At 48.1% G+C, this 22329-nt stretch carries 25 protein-coding genes; 10 read left to right on the top strand and 15 right to left on the bottom strand.

Annotated elements, in window-relative coordinates:
• Nucleotides 1–648 carry a TraX family protein gene (locus tag ACFQZE_RS16240; RefSeq protein ID WP_379358821.1) on the bottom strand — a complete coding sequence of 216 codons (648 nt, stop codon included), beginning with the start codon at nt 646–648 and terminating at the stop codon, nt 1–3.
• Between the two features lie 132 nt (nt 649–780).
• Nucleotides 781–1677, bottom strand: coding sequence for a manganese catalase family protein (locus tag ACFQZE_RS16235; protein WP_379358819.1), 897 nt, complete (start codon nt 1675–1677; stop codon nt 781–783).
• Nucleotides 1678–2060: 383 nt separating this feature from the next.
• Here ACFQZE_RS16235 and ACFQZE_RS16230 point away from each other — a divergent pair, with 383 nt between their 5' ends.
• On the top strand, nt 2061–2756 hold the full coding sequence (locus ACFQZE_RS16230) for a hypothetical protein (RefSeq protein ID WP_379358817.1): 696 nt from the start codon (nt 2061–2063) through the stop codon (nt 2754–2756).
• A 96-nt stretch (nt 2757–2852) separates the two neighbouring features.
• On the opposite strand, the gene ACFQZE_RS16225 is transcribed toward ACFQZE_RS16230, so the two are convergent.
• Entirely contained in the window at nt 2853–4394 is a 1542-nt protein-coding gene (locus tag ACFQZE_RS16225) for an FAD-dependent oxidoreductase (RefSeq protein ID WP_379358815.1), read from the bottom strand.
• Nucleotides 4395–4553: 159 nt separating this feature from the next.
• Between ACFQZE_RS16225 and ACFQZE_RS16220 the strand changes: the two genes are divergently transcribed.
• Genes ACFQZE_RS16220 through ACFQZE_RS16210 form a run of 3 tightly spaced genes read left to right on the top strand, consistent with a single transcriptional unit; the run spans nt 4554 to nt 5972 of the window.
• A complete protein-coding gene (locus ACFQZE_RS16220; RefSeq protein WP_379358813.1) occupies nt 4554–5327 on the top strand; it encodes a MerR family transcriptional regulator in 774 nt (257 codons plus the stop codon).
• Nucleotides 5317–5658 (top strand): DMT family transporter, encoded by a 342-nt coding sequence (locus ACFQZE_RS16215; RefSeq protein WP_379358811.1) that lies wholly within the window; start codon nt 5317–5319, stop codon nt 5656–5658. Before ACFQZE_RS16220 ends, ACFQZE_RS16215 begins: the two co-directional genes overlap by 11 nt.
• On the top strand, nt 5658–5972 hold the full coding sequence (locus ACFQZE_RS16210; protein WP_379358809.1) for a DMT family transporter: 315 nt from the start codon (nt 5658–5660) through the stop codon (nt 5970–5972). Before ACFQZE_RS16215 ends, ACFQZE_RS16210 begins: the two co-directional genes overlap by 1 nt.
• Here ACFQZE_RS16210 and ACFQZE_RS16205 read toward each other — a convergent pair.
• The 3 genes from ACFQZE_RS16205 to ACFQZE_RS16195 form a co-directional block, all read right to left on the bottom strand.
• The gene (locus tag ACFQZE_RS16205) at nt 5969–6367 is read right to left on the bottom strand and encodes a hypothetical protein (protein WP_379358807.1); all 399 of its coding nucleotides are present in this window, start codon (nt 6365–6367) and stop codon (nt 5969–5971) included. The two genes, ACFQZE_RS16210 and ACFQZE_RS16205, sit on opposite strands and share 4 nt — an antisense overlap.
• Nucleotides 6364–7002, bottom strand: a complete 639-nt coding sequence (locus tag ACFQZE_RS16200; protein WP_379358805.1) for an ImmA/IrrE family metallo-endopeptidase — start codon at nt 7000–7002, stop codon at nt 6364–6366. Before ACFQZE_RS16200 ends, ACFQZE_RS16205 begins: the two co-directional genes overlap by 4 nt.
• Before the next feature lie 65 nt (nt 7003–7067).
• Nucleotides 7068–7496, bottom strand: coding sequence for a helix-turn-helix domain-containing protein (locus ACFQZE_RS16195; RefSeq protein WP_379358803.1), 429 nt, complete (start codon nt 7494–7496; stop codon nt 7068–7070).
• Between the two features lie 602 nt (nt 7497–8098).
• On the opposite strand from ACFQZE_RS16195, the gene ACFQZE_RS16190 reads away from it, so the two are divergent.
• From ACFQZE_RS16190 to ACFQZE_RS16175, 4 genes are all read left to right on the top strand, one after another.
• On the top strand, nt 8099–9448 hold the full coding sequence (locus tag ACFQZE_RS16190) for a glycosyltransferase family 2 protein (RefSeq protein ID WP_379358801.1): 1350 nt from the start codon (nt 8099–8101) through the stop codon (nt 9446–9448).
• A 17-nt stretch (nt 9449–9465) separates the two neighbouring features.
• Complete coding sequence (locus ACFQZE_RS16185) at nt 9466–10566, top strand: acyltransferase (protein ID WP_379358799.1); 1101 nt, start codon at nt 9466–9468, stop codon at nt 10564–10566.
• A 22-nt stretch (nt 10567–10588) separates the two neighbouring features.
• Nucleotides 10589–11728: a glycoside hydrolase family 18 protein gene (locus tag ACFQZE_RS16180; protein ID WP_379359285.1), complete on the top strand. Its 1140-nt coding sequence runs from the start codon at nt 10589–10591 to the stop codon at nt 11726–11728.
• Between the two features lie 175 nt (nt 11729–11903).
• Nucleotides 11904–12329, top strand: coding sequence for a hypothetical protein (locus tag ACFQZE_RS16175; protein WP_379358797.1), 426 nt, complete (start codon nt 11904–11906; stop codon nt 12327–12329).
• A 65-nt stretch (nt 12330–12394) separates the two neighbouring features.
• Here the strand turns inward: ACFQZE_RS16175 and ACFQZE_RS16170 are convergent, their stop codons facing one another.
• Nucleotides 12395–13033, bottom strand: coding sequence for an NUDIX hydrolase (locus ACFQZE_RS16170; RefSeq protein ID WP_379358795.1), 639 nt, complete (start codon nt 13031–13033; stop codon nt 12395–12397).
• Nucleotides 13026–13487, bottom strand: a complete 462-nt coding sequence (gene mscL / locus ACFQZE_RS16165) for a large-conductance mechanosensitive channel protein MscL (RefSeq protein ID WP_379358793.1) — start codon at nt 13485–13487, stop codon at nt 13026–13028. The genes ACFQZE_RS16170 and mscL overlap by 8 nt, the downstream gene beginning before the upstream one ends.
• Before the next feature lie 215 nt (nt 13488–13702).
• On the opposite strand from mscL, the gene ACFQZE_RS16160 reads away from it, so the two are divergent.
• On the top strand, nt 13703–15484 hold the full coding sequence (locus ACFQZE_RS16160) for an ATP-binding protein (protein WP_379358791.1): 1782 nt from the start codon (nt 13703–13705) through the stop codon (nt 15482–15484).
• Between the two features lie 85 nt (nt 15485–15569).
• On the top strand, nt 15570–16706 hold the full coding sequence (locus tag ACFQZE_RS16155) for a DNA alkylation repair protein (protein ID WP_379358789.1): 1137 nt from the start codon (nt 15570–15572) through the stop codon (nt 16704–16706).
• Between the two features lie 71 nt (nt 16707–16777).
• On the opposite strand, the gene ACFQZE_RS16150 is transcribed toward ACFQZE_RS16155, so the two are convergent.
• From ACFQZE_RS16150 to ilvA, 7 genes are all read right to left on the bottom strand, one after another.
• A complete protein-coding gene (locus ACFQZE_RS16150; RefSeq protein ID WP_379358787.1) occupies nt 16778–17071 on the bottom strand; it encodes a transposase in 294 nt (97 codons plus the stop codon).
• 45 nt (nt 17072–17116) lie between these two features.
• Nucleotides 17117–17260: a hypothetical protein gene (locus ACFQZE_RS16145; protein ID WP_379358785.1), complete on the bottom strand. Its 144-nt coding sequence runs from the start codon at nt 17258–17260 to the stop codon at nt 17117–17119.
• A gap of 97 nt (nt 17261–17357) precedes the next feature.
• The gene (locus ACFQZE_RS16140) at nt 17358–17735 is read right to left on the bottom strand and encodes a zinc ribbon domain-containing protein (protein WP_379358783.1); all 378 of its coding nucleotides are present in this window, start codon (nt 17733–17735) and stop codon (nt 17358–17360) included.
• A gap of 11 nt (nt 17736–17746) precedes the next feature.
• Nucleotides 17747–18355, bottom strand: coding sequence for a TVP38/TMEM64 family protein (locus ACFQZE_RS16135; RefSeq protein ID WP_379358781.1), 609 nt, complete (start codon nt 18353–18355; stop codon nt 17747–17749).
• 3 nt (nt 18356–18358) lie between these two features.
• Nucleotides 18359–19528 carry an MFS transporter gene (locus tag ACFQZE_RS16130; RefSeq protein ID WP_379358779.1) on the bottom strand — a complete coding sequence of 390 codons (1170 nt, stop codon included), beginning with the start codon at nt 19526–19528 and terminating at the stop codon, nt 18359–18361.
• Between the two features lie 24 nt (nt 19529–19552).
• Entirely contained in the window at nt 19553–20740 is a 1188-nt protein-coding gene (locus tag ACFQZE_RS16125; protein ID WP_379358777.1) for an MGDG synthase family glycosyltransferase, read from the bottom strand.
• A gap of 297 nt (nt 20741–21037) precedes the next feature.
• A complete protein-coding gene (ilvA, locus tag ACFQZE_RS16120; protein WP_379358775.1) occupies nt 21038–22306 on the bottom strand; it encodes a threonine ammonia-lyase IlvA in 1269 nt (422 codons plus the stop codon).
• Between the last annotated feature and the right edge of the window lie 23 nt (nt 22307–22329).

The raw sequence follows: 22329 nt of genomic DNA, 5'->3' as shown, positions 1-22329 counted from the left end.
TTATATGAAGCGGTGCAGTAGAGCGAGCACAGCCAGATGCAAAGGATAGAAGCTGCGCCAAATCCAGCGGGGAATGCGGATGGCATCCAAACCTTTTATAAAATCAGGAAAATAGACGAGCCACAGAGTAGAGAACAAGCTGAACATTTGCAAAAACCAGCCTTTGTAAAAAAGGACGGCTACGTTTAGAGCAGTGTGCAGAAGGACGGTCCATTTTGGAGCCGCATACCGATAAACCAGCGCCAATAGAAGAGCGTAAGCGCCATAGTCGAACGGCAGCACTTCCAAAAAGACGGCTGCTGCGGCGGTCAAAGCAAGTTGTGCCGGACGATTCCCTTTCAATCGGTCAAGCAGAAGCAGCACGGCCAAGCTGACAAACAATGTTGCGATAATGTTGATTTGCTGGGATTGCAAAGCCATTTGAAAAGGAAGCTGGGAGACCGCGGCGAGCAGGGCTATGCGTATCAGATAACGTTGCATATTTCGGGTTCGAGTGTAGCCGGTCACCAGCGCAAAAATATAAAAGGGCAAAGCCAACCTTCCGATAATGCGCCAAGCCGGATTGTCTTGAAACCAAACAGCGCCGATATGATCCATTAACATCGTAAACATTGCCAGTAGTTGAATTGAGCTCACCCTCGTCCGCACCGCAAAATGTTGCTCCCAGTATACCATAAGACTTGGGAAAGGCGGAGAGGCGCGAAGCCCTCGGGAATTCGCTTAAAAACGTTTGTCCGGAGGTCTTCGCGTTAATGGATGTTGCTAATGTGTGGAGACGGGCTACAATCCTGCGTTTTTTTTCAGCCTCGCCGCAATCTCCAAAAAATCTTCATGCGAAATGCCGGGAGCGAATTCATCGGGAAGCTCGTTTAGATCCGGGACAGGGGCCCCTTCCGGAGAGCCTTGAATCACTTCCAGTTGCGCCCCCGTCTGCGGATTTTGTCCGTTCCATATGAGCGCGATATCTTTGTAGTCGTTAGGACTGAACGTATATAGTTTGTTGCCGAGCCCCATCGCTTCAAACTTACGGGTGGCCTCGAATTGATTATTGCTTAAATCGGGGATCGGAATGAGCTTTTTAATATCGACGCCCGTAGCGATTTCCAAAGCTTTGGCATATGCAAGCACATGAACTCCGCCTCTTACGAGCAAATATCCGATCATAGCTCTTGCGGTCGGATGGTCGGTCATTTCATAGACTCTCATTTTGTGCGTTCTTGCCCCGCATTCCAAAAAGAAATTGTGGAGCAAATCCAGCACAAGGTTTCCACTGTTGAACACATAGTCCCCGGCCCATGGCCTGCCCATGGAATCCCCGGCCAAAGCCGTCTGCGCCGTGCCGATAAAAAAGTAGCTGTTCCGTTTGTTAACGCCCTCTTTCAGCGGTGTGGTGTCTGGCGCACCGCCTGTTGTCGTCCCGGTCAGCACAAGATTGATCGCGGTCGCTACAAGCTCGACATGGCCGAACTCCTCTGCCGTAATGCTGGATACGAGGTCGTAAAACGGCTTCAGTTTCTTTTTGCCCCTGAAGTTAAAAGATTGGTACATATAGTTGTTTAGCGTTGACATTTCTCCAAACTTTCCTCCCAGCAGCTCCTGAACGGCCGCGGCTGCATTGGCATCCGCATAAGGAGAAGGGGGAAGCTCGATTTGAAGTTTGTTTTGCCTTAAAAACATAAGGAAGCTCACCTCTTTTCGCAAGTTCACTTAAGATGTCGGCCTTCAAGAGGGCGGTGCCGCATACGCGAGATGTATGTAGCAGTGTGATGACTAATAGCCCATATACGAGCGGAAAAATAGCATTATAACGGTGGAAAAAGCTTTCGGGCTGCGCAATGGTTTAATACATAGGTATGCGGGTCGGAGCGTCGTCATAACTATGCGGCGTTTCGAATATAGCAAAGCTTGCTTAAAGAGCGGAGCGCCGAGCCATATTGTAAATATTTGAAATTAAATGTCGAATTATAAATTAAAAATAGAACGGAAGTCTCTACGACAAGGACTATTTTCATAGACTGTACAACTAGGATATGGTAATGTTAGGGAAAAGGGGGCGCCTCATGACGATTAAAACATGGAAAACGGCAATTGTATTGCTTACTATACTCGCACTGACTTCCGGATGCGCCTTGATCGGCGGCGGGAAAAAATCGGCGGAATTTACCGAGCTTCAATACACAAATGAAAAGCTGCTTCAGCAGATTGAAAATTTGAAGGAAGAAAATGCAAAACTGAAGGCAAAGCTTCTTGGAGAGGAGGATGCGGCAGCCGTTTCAAACAGTGAAGAAACGATTCAAATCGTCCCCGAGGGGGAAGTTGATTTAGCTGGCGCAGCCGCTGCGGTGGAAACGGAAATACCCGCTCCCAATGAAAAGGTAGAAGCAGACACTTTGCTGCAGCTCGCGCAATTGTATTTTGACGGCGCGGATTTGGAGGCGCTGGGAGCGGTTATTGCTTTGCTGGCGACCTATTATCCACTCACCGAGCAGCATAAAGAAGCAGAGAATCTGTTGGCTGAACTCGACGTCGATCGGTTGGCGGCGAAGATGGAGGAAGAGCTGGCCGCCATTTTGGCAGAGGAGAGAGGGGAAACAGCGCCGGAGGCATCAGGCGGCTCTCATATGGAGGTCACGACTTTGGCGGAGGACACGGAGCCTGACACAGTGGGGCCTGTAGTAACGGAACAATGGGAAGAAGAATCGAATTCCATTTCGTCGCCGCTAAGCAAAATAACGAAGTCCAAGCGGAAAAAATAGATTTTTAAAATAAGAACCCCTGTCTAACGAAGAAGAACATTTGGCGATGAAGAGAATCGCCGTTCAGCTTAGTTAGACAGGGCTTTTCATTTGCATTTATTTAGAGGGGGGCGCGAGCGACTTAAGCGGCTTCTCCGCAGGGCCTTCCAAAACCTCGCCCGAATATGAAAATCTGGAGCCGTGGCAAGGGCAATCCCATGTCCTCTCGCCGTCGTTCCATTCCACCTCGCATCCCATATGGGTGCATGTTGTATCGACCAGATGCAGCTTGCCTTCTTTGTCGCGGTACCCTCCGGCACGACGGCCGTGCAGGGTGACGGCTGCTCCCTCATCCAGAGCAAGATCGTCCGGCCTGCGGTACACCATTTGAAGCTTGCCTCCGACAAGATGTTTGGCAACGTCAAAATTGTCGACGACTAAATTTTTGAGTGTTTTTAAGGAGAGGGAACGCGATGGCGCAAAAAGGTTTTCATATGGCGTCTGCTTCTCCATAATGAGATCGGAAATGAGCATGGCGGCAGTTGTCCCCGTAGTCATCCCCCACTTTTTGTACCCGGTGGCCACATATAAATTAGGGGACGAATCGGTTAAGCGTCCGATATAAGGCAGCTTATCGCCGGTAACCAGATCCTGAGCGGACCAACGGTACACAATATCCTGTACTTCGAAATGCTGGCCGGCATATCTTTGCAATTCCTCATAGTGGTTAATCGTGCAAATACCTTGGCCGGTTTTATGATTTTGTCCGCCTATAATGATCATCTCCGAGCCGTCCGGCAACGCTGCGCTGCGAATCGACCTTTTCGGCTCCTCTGCGCTGAGATACATGCCGCCAGGGTAAGGGAGGCTATTCTTTATCCCAAGGGCGTAAGACCGTTCTGCATGCATCCGGGCGAAAAAGAAGCCAAACCCGTCATAGAAAGGGAAATGCGTGCAAATGGCGACATGTTGGCAGGTGAGAGTATGTCCGTCCGAAGTGACGACTTTGGGATATGAGCCCTTTTCTATATCCACTGCTGTTGTATGCTCGTAGAACTGACAGCCGTTATGAGCTGCTTGTTTAACAAGAGCCTCCAAATAACGGACAGGGTGAAATTGAGCTTGGCCCCTCATTTTAAGCGCGCCCTTCGCAGGGATAGGAAGAGGGATACGATCTACAAATTCACCGGGGATGCCAAGCTTCTCATAGGCGGACAATTCCTCTTGCAGCTTCGTCAAATACTGATCTGAATGGGCATATACAAAAGCGTCTTGAACCGAAAGTGTGCATTCGATGTTATGCCGGTCAACCGTTTGTTGGATAAAATCAAGCCCAGCTTTGTTAGCCCCATAATAAAGCTGGGCTTTTTCCATGCCTTCCTGACGAATAAGCTCGTCGTAAACCAGATCGTGTTGAGCGGTAATTTTCGCCGTCGTATGGCCTGTTGTTCCATGAAGCAGCTTGCCTGCTTCCAGAAGAGCGACCTTTAGCCCCGCCTGGGCGAGCAAGTAAGCAGTGGTGATGCCAGAGATGCCACCTCCGATTACAGCGACATCGACAGATACATCGCCAGACAGCTTGGGAAAGGAAGGCATTGACTCCATCGAGGCAATCCAAGGGGATTCCGGATAAACGGGAAGGGGCGTTTTTTGCGACATACAGGCATGCTCCTTTTCATTAAATGTTCCCTTCATTCCTTCCCTATTGAGGGCTGAACTATGCGGGTCAAGGCTCATTTTTATATTAAAAATCGAAAAAGAGCATTGACTCTCACGTATACTGGAGACTTTATAATGAAATGGAAGGGGGAGCCAAACATGTATACCATCGGTCAAATGTCGAAAAAAACAAATATTTCAATTCGCACTTTGCGTTATTACGATGAGCGCGGGCTGCTGAAACCGGCCAAAATTTCCGATTCCGGTTATCGTTACTACTCCAATGAGGAAGTCGGATTGCTGCGCCATATTACAGCTTTGAAAGAGCTGGGATTTACTCTTTCTTCCATAAAAGAGCTGATCGCGTCAGGAGACAGCACGAAAGAAGGGAAATGGCAGTCCTTCCTGAATGTAGAGCTCTCCGCTATCGCTAATGAAAGAAATCGGCTTGACGAAATGGAGAGACTGCTGCTAAACGCAAAATATGCTTTGGAGATGAATGGCGATATTGAGCCGGAACATATTTTTCTTTTTATAAGAGCTATTCAATCTCAGCCGGGTGTACGGAGTTCGTTCAGTGCGGAGCTTTTTACGGAGCGGGAAATCGCCATTTTGAAAAAGCTTCCGGATTTAAGCTCGGATGATCCTCGAACGATGAAGTGGGCAACGCTTATTCGTACAGCCAAGGCGCAAATGAATCATTCTCCGTCGGAGGAGGAGCAAATTGAGCTTGGGAGGCAGTTTGCTGAAGTGGCTTGGGAATGGTTCGAGGGGGACGAGGAGCTTATCGCAAAATATTGGACACTCATTCGTCCCGAGGCGGGGGGAGAGAGCAAAGTGTTTGCACTCGATGAAGAGGTGATGGCTTACGTCGATCTCATTGTAGATCGCTATTTGCGGCAGACAGAGGAGGAGAAATCCGGTGGCATATAAACCGATTAGCGAATCCCGGGCATGGATTTACGTTATGGTGGGGGGAGCGCTGGAAATTGTTTGGGCAAGCGGACTTAAATATGAATCCATTCCAGTCTTCTTTGTGCTGATCTCTTTGATTGTCAGCTTTGACCTGATTATTCGCGCAACCAAAACTTTGCCTGTCGGGACGGTATATGCAGTGTTTGCCGGCATAGGCACGCTTGGAACGACAGCTGTGGAAATGGTGATGTCCACAGAGCGAATCAGCCCTTTGCGAATTGTTTTTATATTGCTGTTGCTGGTATGCATCATTGGACTTAAGCTTACCGGCAAAAGGAGGGACGCGTAATGGGTTGGTTTTTTCTTATCGTTGCAGGATTGTTCGAAGTCGTCGGCGTTATCGGAATTAAGCGGGTAGCTGAAAAGAATAATTGGATCAACAATTTAATTTTATTTGGAGGTTTCATTATAAGCTTTAAATTTTTGATGGGCGCGATGCAAACCATACCGCTGGCAACGGCTTATGCGGCGTGGACAGGAATCGGTACGGTTGGCGCCGCTATTGTGGGAATGGTCTTTTTTAAAGAGTCGAAAAGCTGGGTTAGAATGTTTTGTATAGTAGGCGTCATTTTTTCGGTAGTTGGGCTGAAAGCGGTCGGCTAATCGGTTTGTGCAGTCTCCCAGCTTAGCTGCGCGCGAACATCGAGTTGAAGAATATCCTCAATATCCGATATGCGAAGCATTAGGCGGGACAAATCCGCTTCACTGTAATAATCGTCGGAAGCGGCCATCATTCTGTTGGCATAAGATTTCAATGCCGGCATGTGAATGCCGATCGCAAAGGGATTGTCCCTATCCTTGACATAAACATGGTCCGGCACCGATAGGGCCATTACATCTTGATCAAGCTCATGAAATAGAAACCGCTCAAACGGAGCCTCAAATAAAATGTAAAGGGCAGAGTTCCATTGTTCCCCGCCAATGTCGTCCAGCATCAGCCAGACAGGAAGCTGGATTCCCGTCTCGCCGTCCATTTCATAAAATACGGCTTGTCTCATACACGATTGACCTCCTTTTTTGGGACAGATGTTTGGCGGTTCAATTGAGCAAGCAGCCGCTTAGTCGCATCGGAATATTCAGGATGGCACGCTCTCGCCGACAGGGAGGTTAATTTGGTTCGTAAATTCCGATCGGATCGCTCCTGCCGGATGACTCTTGCAATTCGTTCCAAACGAGCCTCTGCGAAAGCGACCGGCACGCCGAAGGCTCCAGCTATTAAACGGGCATAATGAGGCTGGTGCTGGAGCGAGGCAAACTCCCTAAGCATATGGATCGGCATGGCGCTGTACTGTTGAAAATGGGCGGCCTGCGTTTCCTGCAAATGAACGAAAGAGGCGGGAAGTTTCCGCTGATCTCCGGAATGGAGAGCCAGATGGCTCAGCTCATGGAAAAAGGCGAGCCTCTGCTCATGCTCCTCCAAATGAATGTTCAAAAAGATCAGGCTGTCGCCGTCCTCATCGTACATTACCTTTGTATCGCCTTCTGTGTAAGCGATATGAGTGCCGAAGAGGGAAGCTATTCGGTCCAAATCTTCCAGATCGCCGGGAAAATAAATGCCGTTTGCCTCGTATTTCTCCTCAATCCATCGCTCCATATCCGTGCAACGGTACAGATCAAAGTCCAGCAGTTCCATATGATCCTCCTTGAAATAAGAATGTACGTTCGGTTTTTGTTCCAAAAATAAAACCCATTCGGGTTTTATTCATTATGGCGGATAGGAGCGGCTTCGCGTTCCTTGCGCCTCTTTTCTTTAAATGCGCGAAACATTTCGAGTTCCCTCTTCAAATGCTCGGCTTCTTCCTCATTCATTTCTTCTGGCGGGCCGCCTAGATAGGCGATATATAAGCCGTTTTCGGGATTACTGCCCTGAGAAGCGCCGTTCCTCTGAGGAGCTGGTGCTGGCCGGTTCGTACCGACCGCCTCGGGAGAGTCCGAAAGATCAAGTAAATAGTCGGCGTTTGTATGCAAGGCGTCCACCAGTGCCGCCAACGTTTCGTGGGGCGGGGCGCTTCTGCCTTGCTCATAATTGCTGATAGCGGCCTTGGTCAAATTGACTTTGTGGGCGAGCTGCTCTTGCGTGAGCTTATTTAGCTTTCTACGTTCCGTTAATCGGTCTGCTCTGAACAAGTTGATCTCCTCCACAAGTGATGCATAATCGCCAACTGAGCCTAAAGCCTTCGAAGGTACAAGTTAATTGTACTACAATGGAGAGCACTTGCCAATAGAGGACGAAAAATTTTGGTTTGCACCTCGAAAAGAAGAGAAACTTAGCTGAAATTGAGGTAAGTACAAGAATATTGTATTTTAAAAAAGAGGGTTTTAACATCATTTTACAAATATATAAGGAAGGATCGACTCCGCTCACAGCACCGTTTCAAGGGGGAATTTTCTCCTAATCAGGGTTCCATTCCTCTTTCAAAAATCTCCCTTTAATGTCACCATTCCTTACGCCAAAAAATGATATAAAAATTCACGAATGATTAATGAGAGCAGCGAAAAATGCAAAAAAACCGAGGATTTTCATAAAACAACCCTATGTTACCGTTTTCTTACTTCAAAATCCGATTTTACAGATGATTTCCGTTGGGATAGGGTATTAGAACCAAAACAATTATTGGTTACTAGGGAAATGACTTCTTGCAATAGGCTGATATTGGCTCGAGCTGGCGAATTGCCCAGTCTAACCTTCCTACACGAATGCTCCCGTAACCAGGAAGGAGTGAATAACAATGTATATTGTGCTGTATTTAACAACCGTCAGCTTTATGATCTTTCAAGCGCTGTACACGGTTGTCCCTCTACTATACAGCAGGGTGAAGAAGCTTGACGCGACCCTGGAGGAGAAATCACTTTCGGTTCTAGTTCCCGCCTACAATGAGGAACGCACGATTCAAAACTGTCTGGATGCAATGGACGGGCTTCATTACAGCAACTTTGAAATCATTATAGTAAACGACGGGTCCAAAGACGGGACTTTCGGCAAGCTGCAGCAATTGCTTGACCTTCGCGTCAACTACCGCAAGCCGAGCGGCAGGCTGAAATACAAGCGTATTAAAGGCTTTTACCAATCTCAGTTATACCCTCACATCTATGTACTCGACAAAATGAACGGCGGCAAAGCCGACTCCCTAAATGCAGGCATCGATTACGCCAGTACGGAAATTGTCATTACGCTGGATGCCGACAGCATGCTGGAGGTGGATTCGCTCAAATATGTGAATCAGTACTTCCACGATCCGTCCATCGTCGCGCTTGGCGGAACAGTCAAAATTGTACAGGGCGCCAAGCGGGAAAACGGCGTCATTCGCGAGACGTTTACGGGCAAAGGCATTGTCAAAAGCCAAATGATTAGCTACATCCACAGCTTCTATGTCCGCAAGCTGACCCAATCCGCGTTTAACTCCATCGTCGTTATTTCAGGAGCGTTCGGCGCGTTCTACAAAGAACTGATGTTTGAAGTGAACGGCTTCCGCAGCACTGTAGGCGAAGATATCGACATTACGCTCAAAATTCACGAGTATATCAAAGCCAATAAGCTGAAAAAGCGGCTGGTCTATGCGCCGGAGGCTGTATGCTATACCGAATGCCCGGAAGATATGAAAAATTTCTACAAGCAGCGGATTCGCTGGCAGAAGGCGTTTGTCGACTGCATCCTCATTTATTGGTCCAAGCTGTCGAGAAGATTCGGCCTCGGAATCAGCGTCTTTTTCGCCATTGACGGCTTTGTACTGGGGACGCTCACGGCTTTTACGACTATTTTCCATTTAATCGACGCTTTGTTTTCCGGCAGCAATATTGTGACGGCTTTTCTGTTGCTTCTTATTACCGTTCTCATCAATGCGCTGCAAATCGGCATATCTTTCATTCTGTGCAAAAAATACGGCAGTCACTTTTCCTTTTGGGAATATGTCAAAATGTTGGTGTTCAGCCAAGCGGAATTGGTCACTTACCGGCTCGTTCTGCTCTATATCAATATCGTTGGTACCTTTAAATATTTCGACAATGACAACGGCTGGGGCTTCGTCGAGCGTAAAGGTGCAGCCTCGATCGGAAGCAATACAACGGCAAGCGTCAGATAAAAGAGGGGAGTCTTTTTATGAGCAGCGGTACGGCCCGCCAAAGATTTATTTATATTGATTTGCTTCGGATTCTTTCCATTGTTGCGGTTATCACCTTGCATCTTACCGCGGCATTGCTGACTCGAACGAATGATTTTTCGACGACCTCATGGTGGGTCAGCAACGTGTTCAATTCGGTATGCCGGTTTGCGGTGCCCGTGTTTTTTATGATAAGCGGGGCGATGATTCTTCGCACGGAAGTGAAGTCGATCAAAGAGTTTTACAAAAAGAGGATTTTGCCGCTCGTCATCGCTTTGCTGGCTTGGTCGCTTATTTACGGTTTGTATATGCAATATTATTTTCTGAAATCGGATATGAACGCTTTGCAATTTATCGCCGATTTCGGCGTGAAGCTGCTGCTTGACCGGAACTATGTTCATTTATGGTTTCTTTACGCCATTATTGCCATTTATATGACAGTTCCGCTTATTTCTAAGCTTGTGAAGACTTTGGGTGAAAAGGAATTGCGATATTTCGTGCTCATGTGGATGATCGTAAGTATTGGATATCGCCTTTATTCGGACGTCATCTTCATTTTGCTGAAGGGATACCCTTCTTACCCTATCTTTAAAATCCCGCTATTTGAAGGGTATCTTGGCTATTTTATATTGGGCTATTACTTATTCCATTACGAGCTTCCTGCCAGAGTGAAGCATATCGCTTACAATTTGGGCATTTTGTCCTTTTTCTTGGCTCCCGTCCTGACGTACTGGGTATCGACCATAAAAGGCTCGCTCGATGAAACGTTTTACGGCAATTATTCCGTAACGAGCTTTTTTATGGCGGTTGGCCTGTTTCTTTTCTTTAAGGAAAGGGACAGCGCGATGAACCGAAAAATGAACGACAAGGTGAAAAAGATAGTAAGCTCCGTCTCCGCAGCGAGCTTCAGCGTTTATTTGATCCATTTGCTCGTCGAGTTATTCGTATCCCGCCAAGTCAGCGTGGAGGCGGGCTTTTTTGAAACGACGGGAATATTGCTGTTCAATTTGACGGCTGTCTTTACGATCAGTTACGTCATTGTAAAGGTGCTTAACTTGAACCGCTTTGTAACGTGGATATTATTTGGAGGAAGAGGGTAGTGAAGTGAGAGCGAAAAAGGCAATCAAAATAAATGCATGGACCAAAATAATCGTAGCCGTATTGCTGATTGGACTCGGCATTTATTACTTTCAAAGCGTGAACAAGGAAGAGCGCAGAGTCACGACGGTTTACATTGAAGCGTGGCGCGATCCGAAGGAAGTGAAGCTTTCGGAGAAGGGCGTCGATATCGCCTTTGTCGCTTTTGCCAAAATAAAAGGGACAAGCCTTTATTTCCACGAAACGGAGAAGGGCAACGAGGAAATTAAAAACAATATTAAGCAGCTTAAAGCGAACAATCCCGATACCAAGATGGTGTTGGCAGTCGGGGGCTACGGGGTCGACGGGTTCTCCGACGCTTCGCTGGACGGCAACCGCTATCTTTTTACAACAAGCATTGTTGAAATGGTGAAGGAGCTTGACCTCGACGGCGTCGATATTGACTGGGAGTTTCCAGCCTTCGACGCTTGGGGCACAGTAAAGGCGAGCCCTAAGGATACAGTCAATTTTACAAGCTTGATGAGAGAGCTGCGCGAGAGATTGAATCTGCTGCCTCACAAAGGCAACAAAAAGTATATTCTTACTTTTGCCGCGGGCACCCAAGATTGGTATTTTGAAAAGGTGGAGCTCAAAAAGGTAGAGAAGTACGTCGACTTTATCAACGTGATGAGCTATGACCTGACAGGAAGATGGTCGGATACGACTGGCTATAATGCCAACTTGTATTTAGATAAGGAGAAGAAATCGCAGCTCAGCATAGACGGCATTATTAATCAATATTTGGATATTGGCATCGACAGCAAAAAGCTGTTGCTCGGCATCCCCGCTTATTCCTACGGCTGGTCCGGGGTAAAGAGCAAGGAAGGCGGCCTGTTCGAAAAAGGCAAGCCGATCGATATCGTCAAAAAAGATTTGAGCTACAAAACGATTGAAAAAGATTATTTGGACAAAAAGGGCTTTAAACGTTATTTTGACGAAGATGCGAAGGCGGCTTATTTGTACAATGGCGATATTTTTATCAGCTATGAGGATTTGGAAGCGGTCGGGGCTAAAGTGGACTATATCAAAAAGAAAAACCTGGCCGGCGCTATGGTTTGGGAATACTCGCAGGATTCCGAGGATGGCATTATTCAATACTTAACTGACAATCTGAACGAAAAATAGCATGCTTGCCCAAGCGGGATGTTCCTTTGCGGACGTCTCGCTTTTGCTTTGCAACCGTATGTTCAATGCCACTACAGCTTGTTTCAATTTCAGCATTTGCCGCTCTTGATCTACCCATACCTCTCTCTAATACAAGCATACAATAGAGTAGACGCGAATAGAGAGGAGGAGCGATATGTCTGCTAACTACCATTTTAAAAGTGAAAGAAGAGTAGGGGAAGTGGCTGGAGAATTCCATCGCCGCCGCAAACACCGCAAACATCACCATCGTCGTCATCATAGAAGAGAAGATTTTGCAGTGGAAGGAATTCAAGAAGCCGGGATCGATTTAAGCAAAAAGTTTGCAAAGCTGCGCAAACGGTGCGAAGCCCGTAGACTCGTCGAGGCTATCCGCCGATGCGATCACAGAACCGTCAACGAAATATTCGACTGGCGCTGCAGAGCGATTCATTTCTTCAAAAAGCCGGGTTTTGACTGCGTCAAAATTTGCTGCAGCTTCGGCAGAGGTTCGGCCGTCATTTCATTTGACATTTGCGTAAGAAGCTTGCATCATCATCGCGGTTTCTGTTGTGGAGGCTTTTTTGGAAACAGATTTTATTAATATCCGGACAAGTGTACAAAACAAAACCCGGACTGCGAGCGACAGTCCGGGCTTTGTTCTTCTTCTTATTCAAGAGTCATCAGCTTATGGCAAATCATTTTGTAATAGACTTCATCTCGTGGAACAAACTCATTTGCCCGGATGGTACGGGTGGCGGGTTTAAGTCGACCATGGCCGTTTTTCACCAGTTCAACGCCTTGGACGGAAAGCTCTGCTCGCTCCCCCTCAAACAGGGAGAGAAGTTCGGCGATTTCCGCTTCGAAAACACCGGCCACTTCATCTTGCTGCAGGCGCAAAGTATCCAGCGGATAGGGATAACGAAGGGCAAATACATCGCTTACTTCCCTGTCGATATAAGGTGTCCCGCCCGCCATGCCGCTGTCTTCCTCACGGATTTGTCCAAGCGGCACAAGCTCTTCAAAGGAGGCGGCGACGCCGATTTCCTCCTCCAGCTCGCGAGAGGCGTCCATTACCGTTTCACCGGCAGCAAGATGGCCGGCTACCGTAATATCGTAACAGCCGGGATTGGTATCTTTGCTGAGCTGGCGCAGTTGAAACCATACATAACGCTTATCCCCGTCGTCGCGGGTGAGCCAGCAGTGAAAGGAACGATGCCAATATCCGTTTGCATGCGTTTCGGACCTTGTTGCCGTTCCAATCGGATTCATATGCTCGTCATAAATATCGAAGCGTTCCTCAGGCATGAACGGTTTCTTCCAATTGGGATGTGCAGTGCTTGCAGCGAGTCGCCTTCACGGGCACTTGCGACAAGCAGTAAGGACATTCCTTTTCCTCGGGAGCCTTTTCCGGGGCAGGCTCTTCCTTTTTGCGACGCAAAGTGTTGATGCCTTTGACCATCAAGAAAATACAGAACGCTACGATAATAAAGTCGAGCAGGGCGTTAATAAAAGCTCCGTATTTAATATAGGGGGCCGCGTCGATCGCCGCTTGGTCTTTTAGCGTGCTTACGTCTACTAGAGGGATTTTCAAATCGGCAAAATTTACTCCGTTAAGCAGTTTGCCGATAGGCGGCATGATGATGTCATTAACCAGCGAAGTTACGATTTTGCCAAATGCTCCTCCGATAATAACGCCCACGGCCAAATCGACAACATTGCCGCGCATGGCGAATTCTTTAAATTCGTTTAAAATTTTCATTTAAAAAGCCTCCGTTTCTTTCCTGTACTACTCTTGTTGTTTTAGTATGAACCAAATCTAGCACTGCTAATCTGTAATTTCAAGTCTTTCGGAAAATGAGCGCGGTTATTTTTCAACAAAAAGCGCCATGGGCCGGGCGAAACGAAAAGGATATTATGGAAATTTGTCGAATTCACTTTAAATGTAAGATTATCCAAAAGTACAGGAGGAGCGTAATGATCCACCCGCTATTGTACGGTAACCCTTACTACCTGCTGCTTTCTTTTATCATGATCAGTTACGCTTCATTTACGATGATGAGCATGATCGACCATGGTAAACCTACAGTGAACCGCCCCTCCATCCAATCGCTACTCGGTGCCTCGATTGTATTCAGCCTTGGACTTTGGACGATGCATATCGTCTCGCTGCTGGCTTCGGATTATATGCTGATCGTCGATTGGAGCATGCTGGCCAACTTTGGCGTATGTTCTTTAATGACTCTCACCGGGCTTCTTATCTTATACCGCAGCCCTAAACCATCGCGGGTTTCCGAAGGAATTGCCGCCTTCCTGATGGCATGCGCTGCTATATTGCTTCCATATACATCGATCTTATCCAACGCCATTCACACTTTCTCCGTTAATTTTCTCATGCTTGCCCTTTCGTTGGCTACAAGCTTTACAGGCACTTATACAGCACTTATTATGCTTCGAAAAAAACCTCCGTTTTACAAAACGTTAGGAAGCCTCGTAGTAGGAATCGCGAGCGTATCGATGCATCAGCTCGGATTGTATGCCATTACCGTAGAATACCGGGATATTTTGACGACGGAGCTTTTTAACAAATATTTGCTTCTACTGGCTTTTATTCTATGCATGACCACTTTGCTCATTATTAGCTTTAGTCTCACCGCGTGGTTCAGCATTCGAAAGTATGCGGCGATCGACGAGAGATACAAGCTGCTGGTCGAAAACTCCATGGATACTATCGCATTAATCAAAGAGGGCAGATGGGAGTATTTGAACCCTTCCGGCCTGCAATTGTTTGAGGCGTCGAACGAAAAAGAGCTGATTGGAAACAGCGTATTCGAGCTGCTTGACCCGAAACATCATCCCTGCATTTCGGAGTGGCTTGAATCCGAATGGTCTGAAGGAGGGCAGCTGGTAAAGCCGGTTGAGCTGCTTTGGAGGACACTTCAAGGGAAACTGGTCTATACGGAGCTGGTTAGAGTCAGAGCTTCTTTTTATGGGGCGCCTCTGGAGCAAGTCATTATCCGCGATATTACCGAGCGGAAAAAAAACGAAGAGCTGCTGATCAATGCCGAAAAACTGTCGATTGCAGGCCAGCTCGCGGCAGGCATTGCGCATGAGATCCGTAATCCGCTCACCTCGCTAAAAGGATTTATGCAGCTAATCGCCTCAGGGAAAATACACAATAATCACTACTACTCCATTATGAAGTCTGAGCTTGTCCGAATAGAAACCATCATTAGCGAGCTGCTCATGCTCTCCAAGCCGCAAGTGTATGAATACTCCCATATCGATTTGCGGGAATTGATTCATGAATCGGTAGGCCATCTCGACTCGCATGCCAAGCAGTTTAATGTGCGAATGGACTGTGAAACGCACAGCCATCCAACATGGGTGCTGGGGGTAGAGAGCCAATTGAAGCAGGTGTTTATTAATCTTATAAAAAATGCAATTGAATCGATGCAGGAGGGTGGAGTCGTCACCATTAAGCTGTCTTTGAAAGATAACGAAACGGTCAGTGTCCGCATTCAAGATGAGGGCGTTGGCATTCCGCGCGAGCAGTTGTCCAAGATCGGCCAGCCTTTTTATACGACCAAAGATAAAGGGACAGGCCTTGGCTTAATGGTCACTTACAAAATTATAAACAACCATGAAGGGCATATTGTCGCAGAAAGCGAGCCGGGCGTGGGAACAACGTTTACTGTACAGCTGCCCTATCGTTGTCCGATTGTAAGCAAGCTGGCTCTAGTCCCTCAACGAGCGTAACGACAGGTTGAAATAAAGCGGGTTTCATGTTATATCTCTATTAAGCAAACATATGTTCCTAATGTGGGGACGAAGGAGGATGGAGATGGCGGAGCCGCTTAAAAATATGTACGACGGCGCATTTCTTGAGCAATTTGGAGCCCTTGTGAAGGGAGCATGGAGCGGGTTTGACGCATCAGCGTTTGTAGCGCGCGCCAGAAAAGAGGACTGGCATGCGCTGGAGCTGAAGCCGCGCATCCGGCGAATAGCGGAGTCGCTTGGCGCGGAGCTGCCTTCAGATTACGAAAGCGCGCTGCATATTTTGTATGGGATCGACGAGCAATGTGTCGGTTTTCCTTATTTGTTTTTTCCGGACTTTGTAGAGGTGTATGGAAGAGAAGAGGAGCATTGGGCGCTCTCTATGGAGGCATTGGCTCGTTTTACACGGCGTTCTTCGTCGGAGTTTGCCGTAAGGCCGTTTATATTGGAGCATACTGAACGGATGATTCCGCAATTGCTGGAGTGGGCGAGCGATGAAAATGAACATGTACGGAGACTGTCCAGCGAAGGTTCGCGACCGCGTTTGCCCTGGGGGCAAGCTCTTCCGGTGTTTAAGCGGGACCCATCGCCTATGCTGCCACTTTTGGACAAGCTGAAGGCCGATTCTTCCCTTTATGTTCGCAAGAGCGTAGCCAACCATTTGAACGATATGGCCAAAGATCATCCTGAATTGGTAATGGAACTAGCTGAGAAATGGAAAGGCCATCATCCACACACGGATTGGATTATTAGGCATGCCTGCCGTTCGTTGATCAAGCGTGCGGAACCAAGGGTAATGGCGCTGTTTGGCTATACCGCGCATAACGAGGGAACAGGGGCTCAGTCTCTTGTCGCTGAGGCATCATTGGATTTATCCAAGGAAGAGGTAGCTATTGGGGGAGATGTTCCGTTTCGATATTCTATCCGTCTAGCGGGTGCTGCTGATTCCGAGAATGCGGAGCCGCTCAAGCTGAGGATAGAATATGGCATCGATTTTGTTAAATCGGGAGGCAAAACTTCCTTGAAGAGGTTTTTGCTGTCGGATCGCGAGTATATGCCCGGTGGGATTGCGGAACATAATCGGATTCATCGTTTTGCGGATTTGACTACACGCAAACATTATGGAGGCGTTCATGTTTTTACGCTATGGGTCAATGGGGTAGAGGTGGCAAAAACTGAGCTGCTCCTGAAAGACGCTCCTTAACTTAACATGACTTGAAAAAAGCGAAGGGATATCGTGAAACGAATATCCTTTCGCTTTTTGAATGATGGCGCCTAGTCCTGATCTTTGTTGCTTGTTGTATGGCGTCTGGGATGCTGCATGTGAGCTTCTGGATTGTCGTCGTCATCATGCGGCGTAAGCCTCGGGTCAGTACGGCCTTCATGATGATTGTCGAATTCGAGCTCAACCTGCTTCCACTCCGTCGTTCCGAGCATAGGGTCCGCCGGGAAGACGTCTCCTCTTTCAAGCTTCTCGTCGCGTCCCCATTCGTTGCGGTAAACCCCGTCGGACTCAACGGATTCGCCAGAAATAGGGTTCATGCGTGGTTCATGATTTGAATGGCTCATAATGCCCGTACCCTCCTAAAAGGTGTCTTCGTCGACTAATAGTTCCTATAATCCGTGCTTAGGCACAGCTGCGCGATCGGATTCCGATTGTTGCTGGCTTGCTTGTTCTTTGCTCGCAAGGTTGCGATCGGCTTTGGATTGCGCCACACTAGCGGCCCTTTGACGTTCGGATGGATGTTTGCCTGACATGGGCGGTCGCTCCTTTGCAGGATATATGATCCCTAAGGTTCAGAAGATCGGCATTAGTATTCCACAGGACAAGGAAAGATATGAGTTCGATGATCTTTTACAACAACCTAAGCTCACAGGAAGGGCAGACGTTATCCCGCTCGTTCACCTCGTGCCCGCAAGCGGGGCATGGTTCAACAAAGGCGGGGGAGGAAGTTTTTCCGTTAAACTCTAAAGCTCCCGGGGAGACGGGATCCTCAGAATTCCCGCTGCCCGAAGTGTCCTGTCCGCTTCGCAGATGGGCGGGAGTATTGAACAAAGCTTCCACCATTTCCTTTAAAATTTTATGTTTGTCGGAATCGTCGGTGGAGATTTTAATAAATAGAAACATGGCGCCAAGCAGAGCTCCTGCCAGCAGCAGGACGAGGGTAGTCGCTCCAATATCGATCCATGCATTCAAAGGGGGCGTCCCTTTCAAAAGGACAGTAAGCTCCATGCCATCCCCCCTTATCCGTTAACTTGATAGCGGCTTTCGAGCCGTTTGCCCCCGAACCACATGACCAAAACGGCTGTGATGGAGACAAAGATGCGCCAAGGCTCATCCACCAAATTTCCGATATCAAAGCTGATCAGCGAAATGACAAAGATCATCACTGCTTTTCCAAGGATCGTTGCCAGCAGGAAAGTACGGAACGGAACTTTGCTAAGTCCGGAAATGACCGTAATGACGACAGACGGAGTAAACGGAAAGCAGGCCAGCAGGAATAAAGGGGTAAATCCTTTTTTCTCTACCCAGTTGAAGAACCGTTCCGACTTCGGAAACCGCCGCATCAATCGGTCTTTTACATTTCGTCCTAAAGTCCGGCATAGCCAAAAAACGGTGACCGCACCAAGCGTAACTCCAACCCAGGAAAAGAGGAAGCCGAATCCCAGCCCGTAAATATTGGCATTCGCCGCAATGATGAGAATGAGCGGCAGAAAAGGGAGAAAGGATTCGATAAAAGGCAGAAGTATGCCGGGGAGCGGTCCGAATTCGGAATAGCTTTCCAGCGTTTTTTGTATGCTGTCGATATCCATGTTTCTAATGTTTTCCATCCAATCTTGCCAATTCGCCATACTTCAATTAACCCCGCTCTTCATTAATATGGAATAAAACAGGCCGATCAAGCCAAATAGAATGGCACTTGTCCAAAAGACAGCCGGCTCTCCGCCCCATAGCGCTATCACTCCGCCCAATATAGGGCCGATCATAACCCCGATGCCTTCAAAAGTGGACAGCAAGCCCCAGCCGACCCCTTCTTGTTTCGGAGGGACGTAGGTGGCGAGCAAGGCATTCCAGGTCGGAAGTACGGCTGCGTACGATAATCCAAGCAGTACTGCTATAACTAAACAATACCAGAACGAAAGCCCCCATGCCAATATATACAATCCTGCCGAAAAACAGGCAAATCCAAGCGCTAGAAACCATCGTTTGCCGCCAAGCTTGTCGGCTAGTTTGCCCATGGGAATAAGCCCGGCTACGGCGCATAAACCTCCCGCTGTTAGTAAGATGGAGTACTGTGCTCCGGTTAGCCCAAGCTCATGGCTGGCGAAGGTGGGTAGAATGGGGAGAAGCATGCTGGCTCCAGTGGTTTGAAGAATCATGCCGGGCAGTATGAACTTCATTTGACTCAGTCTCTCCCGCAATGCGGCTATCTGTTCTTTAAGCGGTATTCGCATAACAGAGACGGTTTTGCCGCCGCGGATAAAGAAGGATAGAACGCAAGCCGCTGCTGAAAGTGCTAAAAGCAGCCAATAGGTGTTCGTCGTACTGTAGTCGAGCAGAATATTGCACACAATTGGACCGCTCCCAAGTCCAAACAGCCAGATCGTGTACAAATAGCCCATTTGTGTAGCCCGGTTTTCTTCCGACACTTTGGTTAGGCATACAATCCAAATCGGCGACATCCCGATTCCATACCAAGCAGCGGCCGCAATGAACATCCATGGCAAGTGGGCGAATTGAAGAGCATAAACGCCCGACAGCGCAATGAGCAAGCTGATCAGTACGACAAGCTTTTGCGAAAACCGGTCGAGCAGATAGCCGATAACAATTTTTAGCGCGGTATCTGTGACGTAATGTGCGGAAATGGCAACCCCGATAACATCAGGAGTGAGGCCGAGCGTCTTCGCGCCATAGATGGGAAGCAAGCTGACCAAGACGGCGCCTCTAACAAATTCGACGATAAACAAAACGATGGCGAGCAGCTTGATGTCCGCTTCCATCCACATGCCTAGACGTATGCGCACGATGAAACCCCTTTGTGGACGTATTTACAAACGTGAAGCTTGGCGGCTTAACGACAGGCTCGATAAAATATCCTCGACAATTTGTTCGGCTGATCCCGCAGGACCGTAAGGAGGAGCGGCTTGCAACTGACGTATTTGCTTGCGGCAATCGTCCAGTCTCAGCGGATCGTTAACAAGCTGAAGCAAGCCTTCAATAAGCGGATTAATACGGCTTGCGACAAAAGCGGCTCCTTTGGACTGCAAATACAGGGCGTTGTGCCTTTCCTGACCGGGTACCGGCCGATAGATGAACGTTGGCAGCTCCGCTGCGATCGCTTCGGCCAAAGTAATGCCGCCCGGTTTTGTTATGAGACAGTCGGCCAATGACATTAACTCGTGAATTTCCTCAACAAAGCCGAATGGATGAAGCCTCGAAGAAACAGAGGTTAAATCAGCCGAAGCGAACCGATTTAGGATAGACTCCTTCAATTGACGATTGCGGCCGCATACCAGCACAATTTGCACAGGCGATTCTTGCAGCAGCCGCTTGCATATTTGTGTGACATTAGGCAGCACTCCTTGCGCTCCAGCCATGATTAGAATCGTAGGCAAATGGGGCAGAAGGCCGTACTTCGCATATAGCTCTTCGGTAACCGGCGTTGTCTCAAACCCTTTTTTGAGCGGGATGCCGGTTGCTTGGACTTGATGGCTTCGGATTCCGTGCCGGCAGAGCTCGCTGCTTAAATCTTGTGTGGCGACATAATACCGATCGATATCTGGATGAATCCACCGTCTGTGTAAATCAAAATCGGTTATGACGGTATAAGAAGGGATGCGCGGATTTTTTCTAATGTCGTTTGTACGAAGCGCATAAAAAGGGAACGTATAGACGACGGCATCCGGCTTCTCCCGGTTCATGATTTGCGTGATCTTCTGTCGTCCAAAGGAATGAAGCCAGTTCCCGAACAACGAGTCGTGTTTCATTGGCCGGGTCAAGTCGTACATCCAGCCATAAAGAAACGGCATGTGCGTGTAACTGCGAATATAGAAGCGGCGCGTCATCTCGTTCAACCAAGGATGTGATTCCGCCATTAAATCGTAGAGGACGGCTTCGTGGCTGCCGTTCGACTGACAGGCGTCCCGAATGGCTTTCGCGGCTTGATAATGCCCGTCGCCATATGAAGCGTACAAGATGAGCAGCTTGACCCCGCGGTTCGAAGAATGGAAATGCATCTTACACCTCCTGACAACAAGTCTAAATGGATAATCCTTTTTATTATTTTTGTATCCCGATTGTAATATCCAATGAATTGATGAAAAGGATGCACAGCTTTTTACAAATGGGGCCGATTGTTTGTCCTTGCTACTAAAGTGTATGGCTATATAGGTGATACATATGACGGGGTGGCTGCGGGGAGTGATTGTGTTTTTGTAAATTTGCAATAAAAAAGGCGTTTGAAACACCCTCGAAAGATCCGCGCTCGTTGGCGGGGAGAGGGCGTCAAACGCCGAGTTCTATAAGGTTTGCCGTTAAATAAGCAAATTGAACAAGACAGGATCTTTATTAAGCTCAAGAAACTGGAATCCTTTTTTGCTCATTCGGTCGACTAACGGTGCATAATCTTCCCGGTGCTTCAGTTCGATGCCGACAAGAGCTGGCCCGTTGTCCTTGTTCGATTTTTTCGTATACTCAAAACGCGTAATATCGTCGTTCGGGCCTAGCACCTGATCGAGAAATTCACGCAATGCGCCTGCGCGCTGAGGGAAGCTGACCATAAAATAGTGCTTGTACCCCTCATAAATCAAAGAACGCTCTTTAATTTCCTGCATGCGGTCCACATCATTGTTGCCTCCGCTAACGACACAAACAACCGTTTTGCCCATGATCTGATCGCGGTAGGCGTCCAGTGCTGCAATAGGAAGCGCGCCTGCCGGCTCCGCGACGATGGCGTTTTCGTTATACAGGTCGAGAAGAGTGGTGCAAACTTTGCCCTCCGGTACCGTCACGACATCGTCCAATAGATCGCGGCAAATGGAGAACGTCAAATCGCCGATCCGTTTAACGGCCGCTCCGTCTACAAATTTTTCGATCTGCTCAAGCGGCACGACATGCCCAGCGTCTAAGGAAGCGCGAAGCGATGGGGCGCCCTCGGGCTCGACTCCAATGATCTTGGATTGCGGAGCGACAATTTTAATGTAAGAAGCGACGCCAGCGGCCAGCCCGCCTCCTCCAACGGTTACAAATATGTAATCGGGAGCAGAATCCGCTTTTTCCATTAGTTCTTGGCCAACCGTTCCGTTGCCTGCAATAATTTTGCGATCGTCAAAGGGATGAATGAAAGCCATGCCATTTCTTTCACTTTCCTTAATCGCTTCGGCATATGCGTCGTCAAACGTATCGCCCGTAAGCACCACTTCCACTTTGTCTCCGCCGAAGAAGGAAACTTGCTTTACCTTTTGCCGGGGAGTTGTGCTTGGCATATAGATTTTCCCGTGAATGCCTAGTGTTTGGCAGGAGTACGCGACGCCTTGAGCGTGATTGCCCGCACTTGCGCATACAACGCCTTTTGCCGTTTCATCCGGGGACAGCGAGCGCATCAAATGGTAGGCGCCTCTTATTTTAAACGATCGAACCACTTGAAGGTCCTCTCTTTTGAGCCATACTTGGCATTGATAGCGTTCCGACAAAACGCGATTATATTGAAGAGGGGTGCGGGAAATGACATCTTTCAGATGCATTTGCGCCTGCACGATTTCTTCGAGACCGATTCGAAAATGGTCTTCATTTTGATAATTCATAAACGATCATCCTTCCAGGGCAT

The organism is Paenibacillus sp. GCM10027627 (assembly GCF_042675505.1).
GTDB lineage: Bacteria > Bacillota > Bacilli > Paenibacillales > Paenibacillaceae > Pristimantibacillus.
Note: the sequence above shows the minus strand (reverse complement) of the source record. Positions and strands in the feature narration are given on the sequence as shown.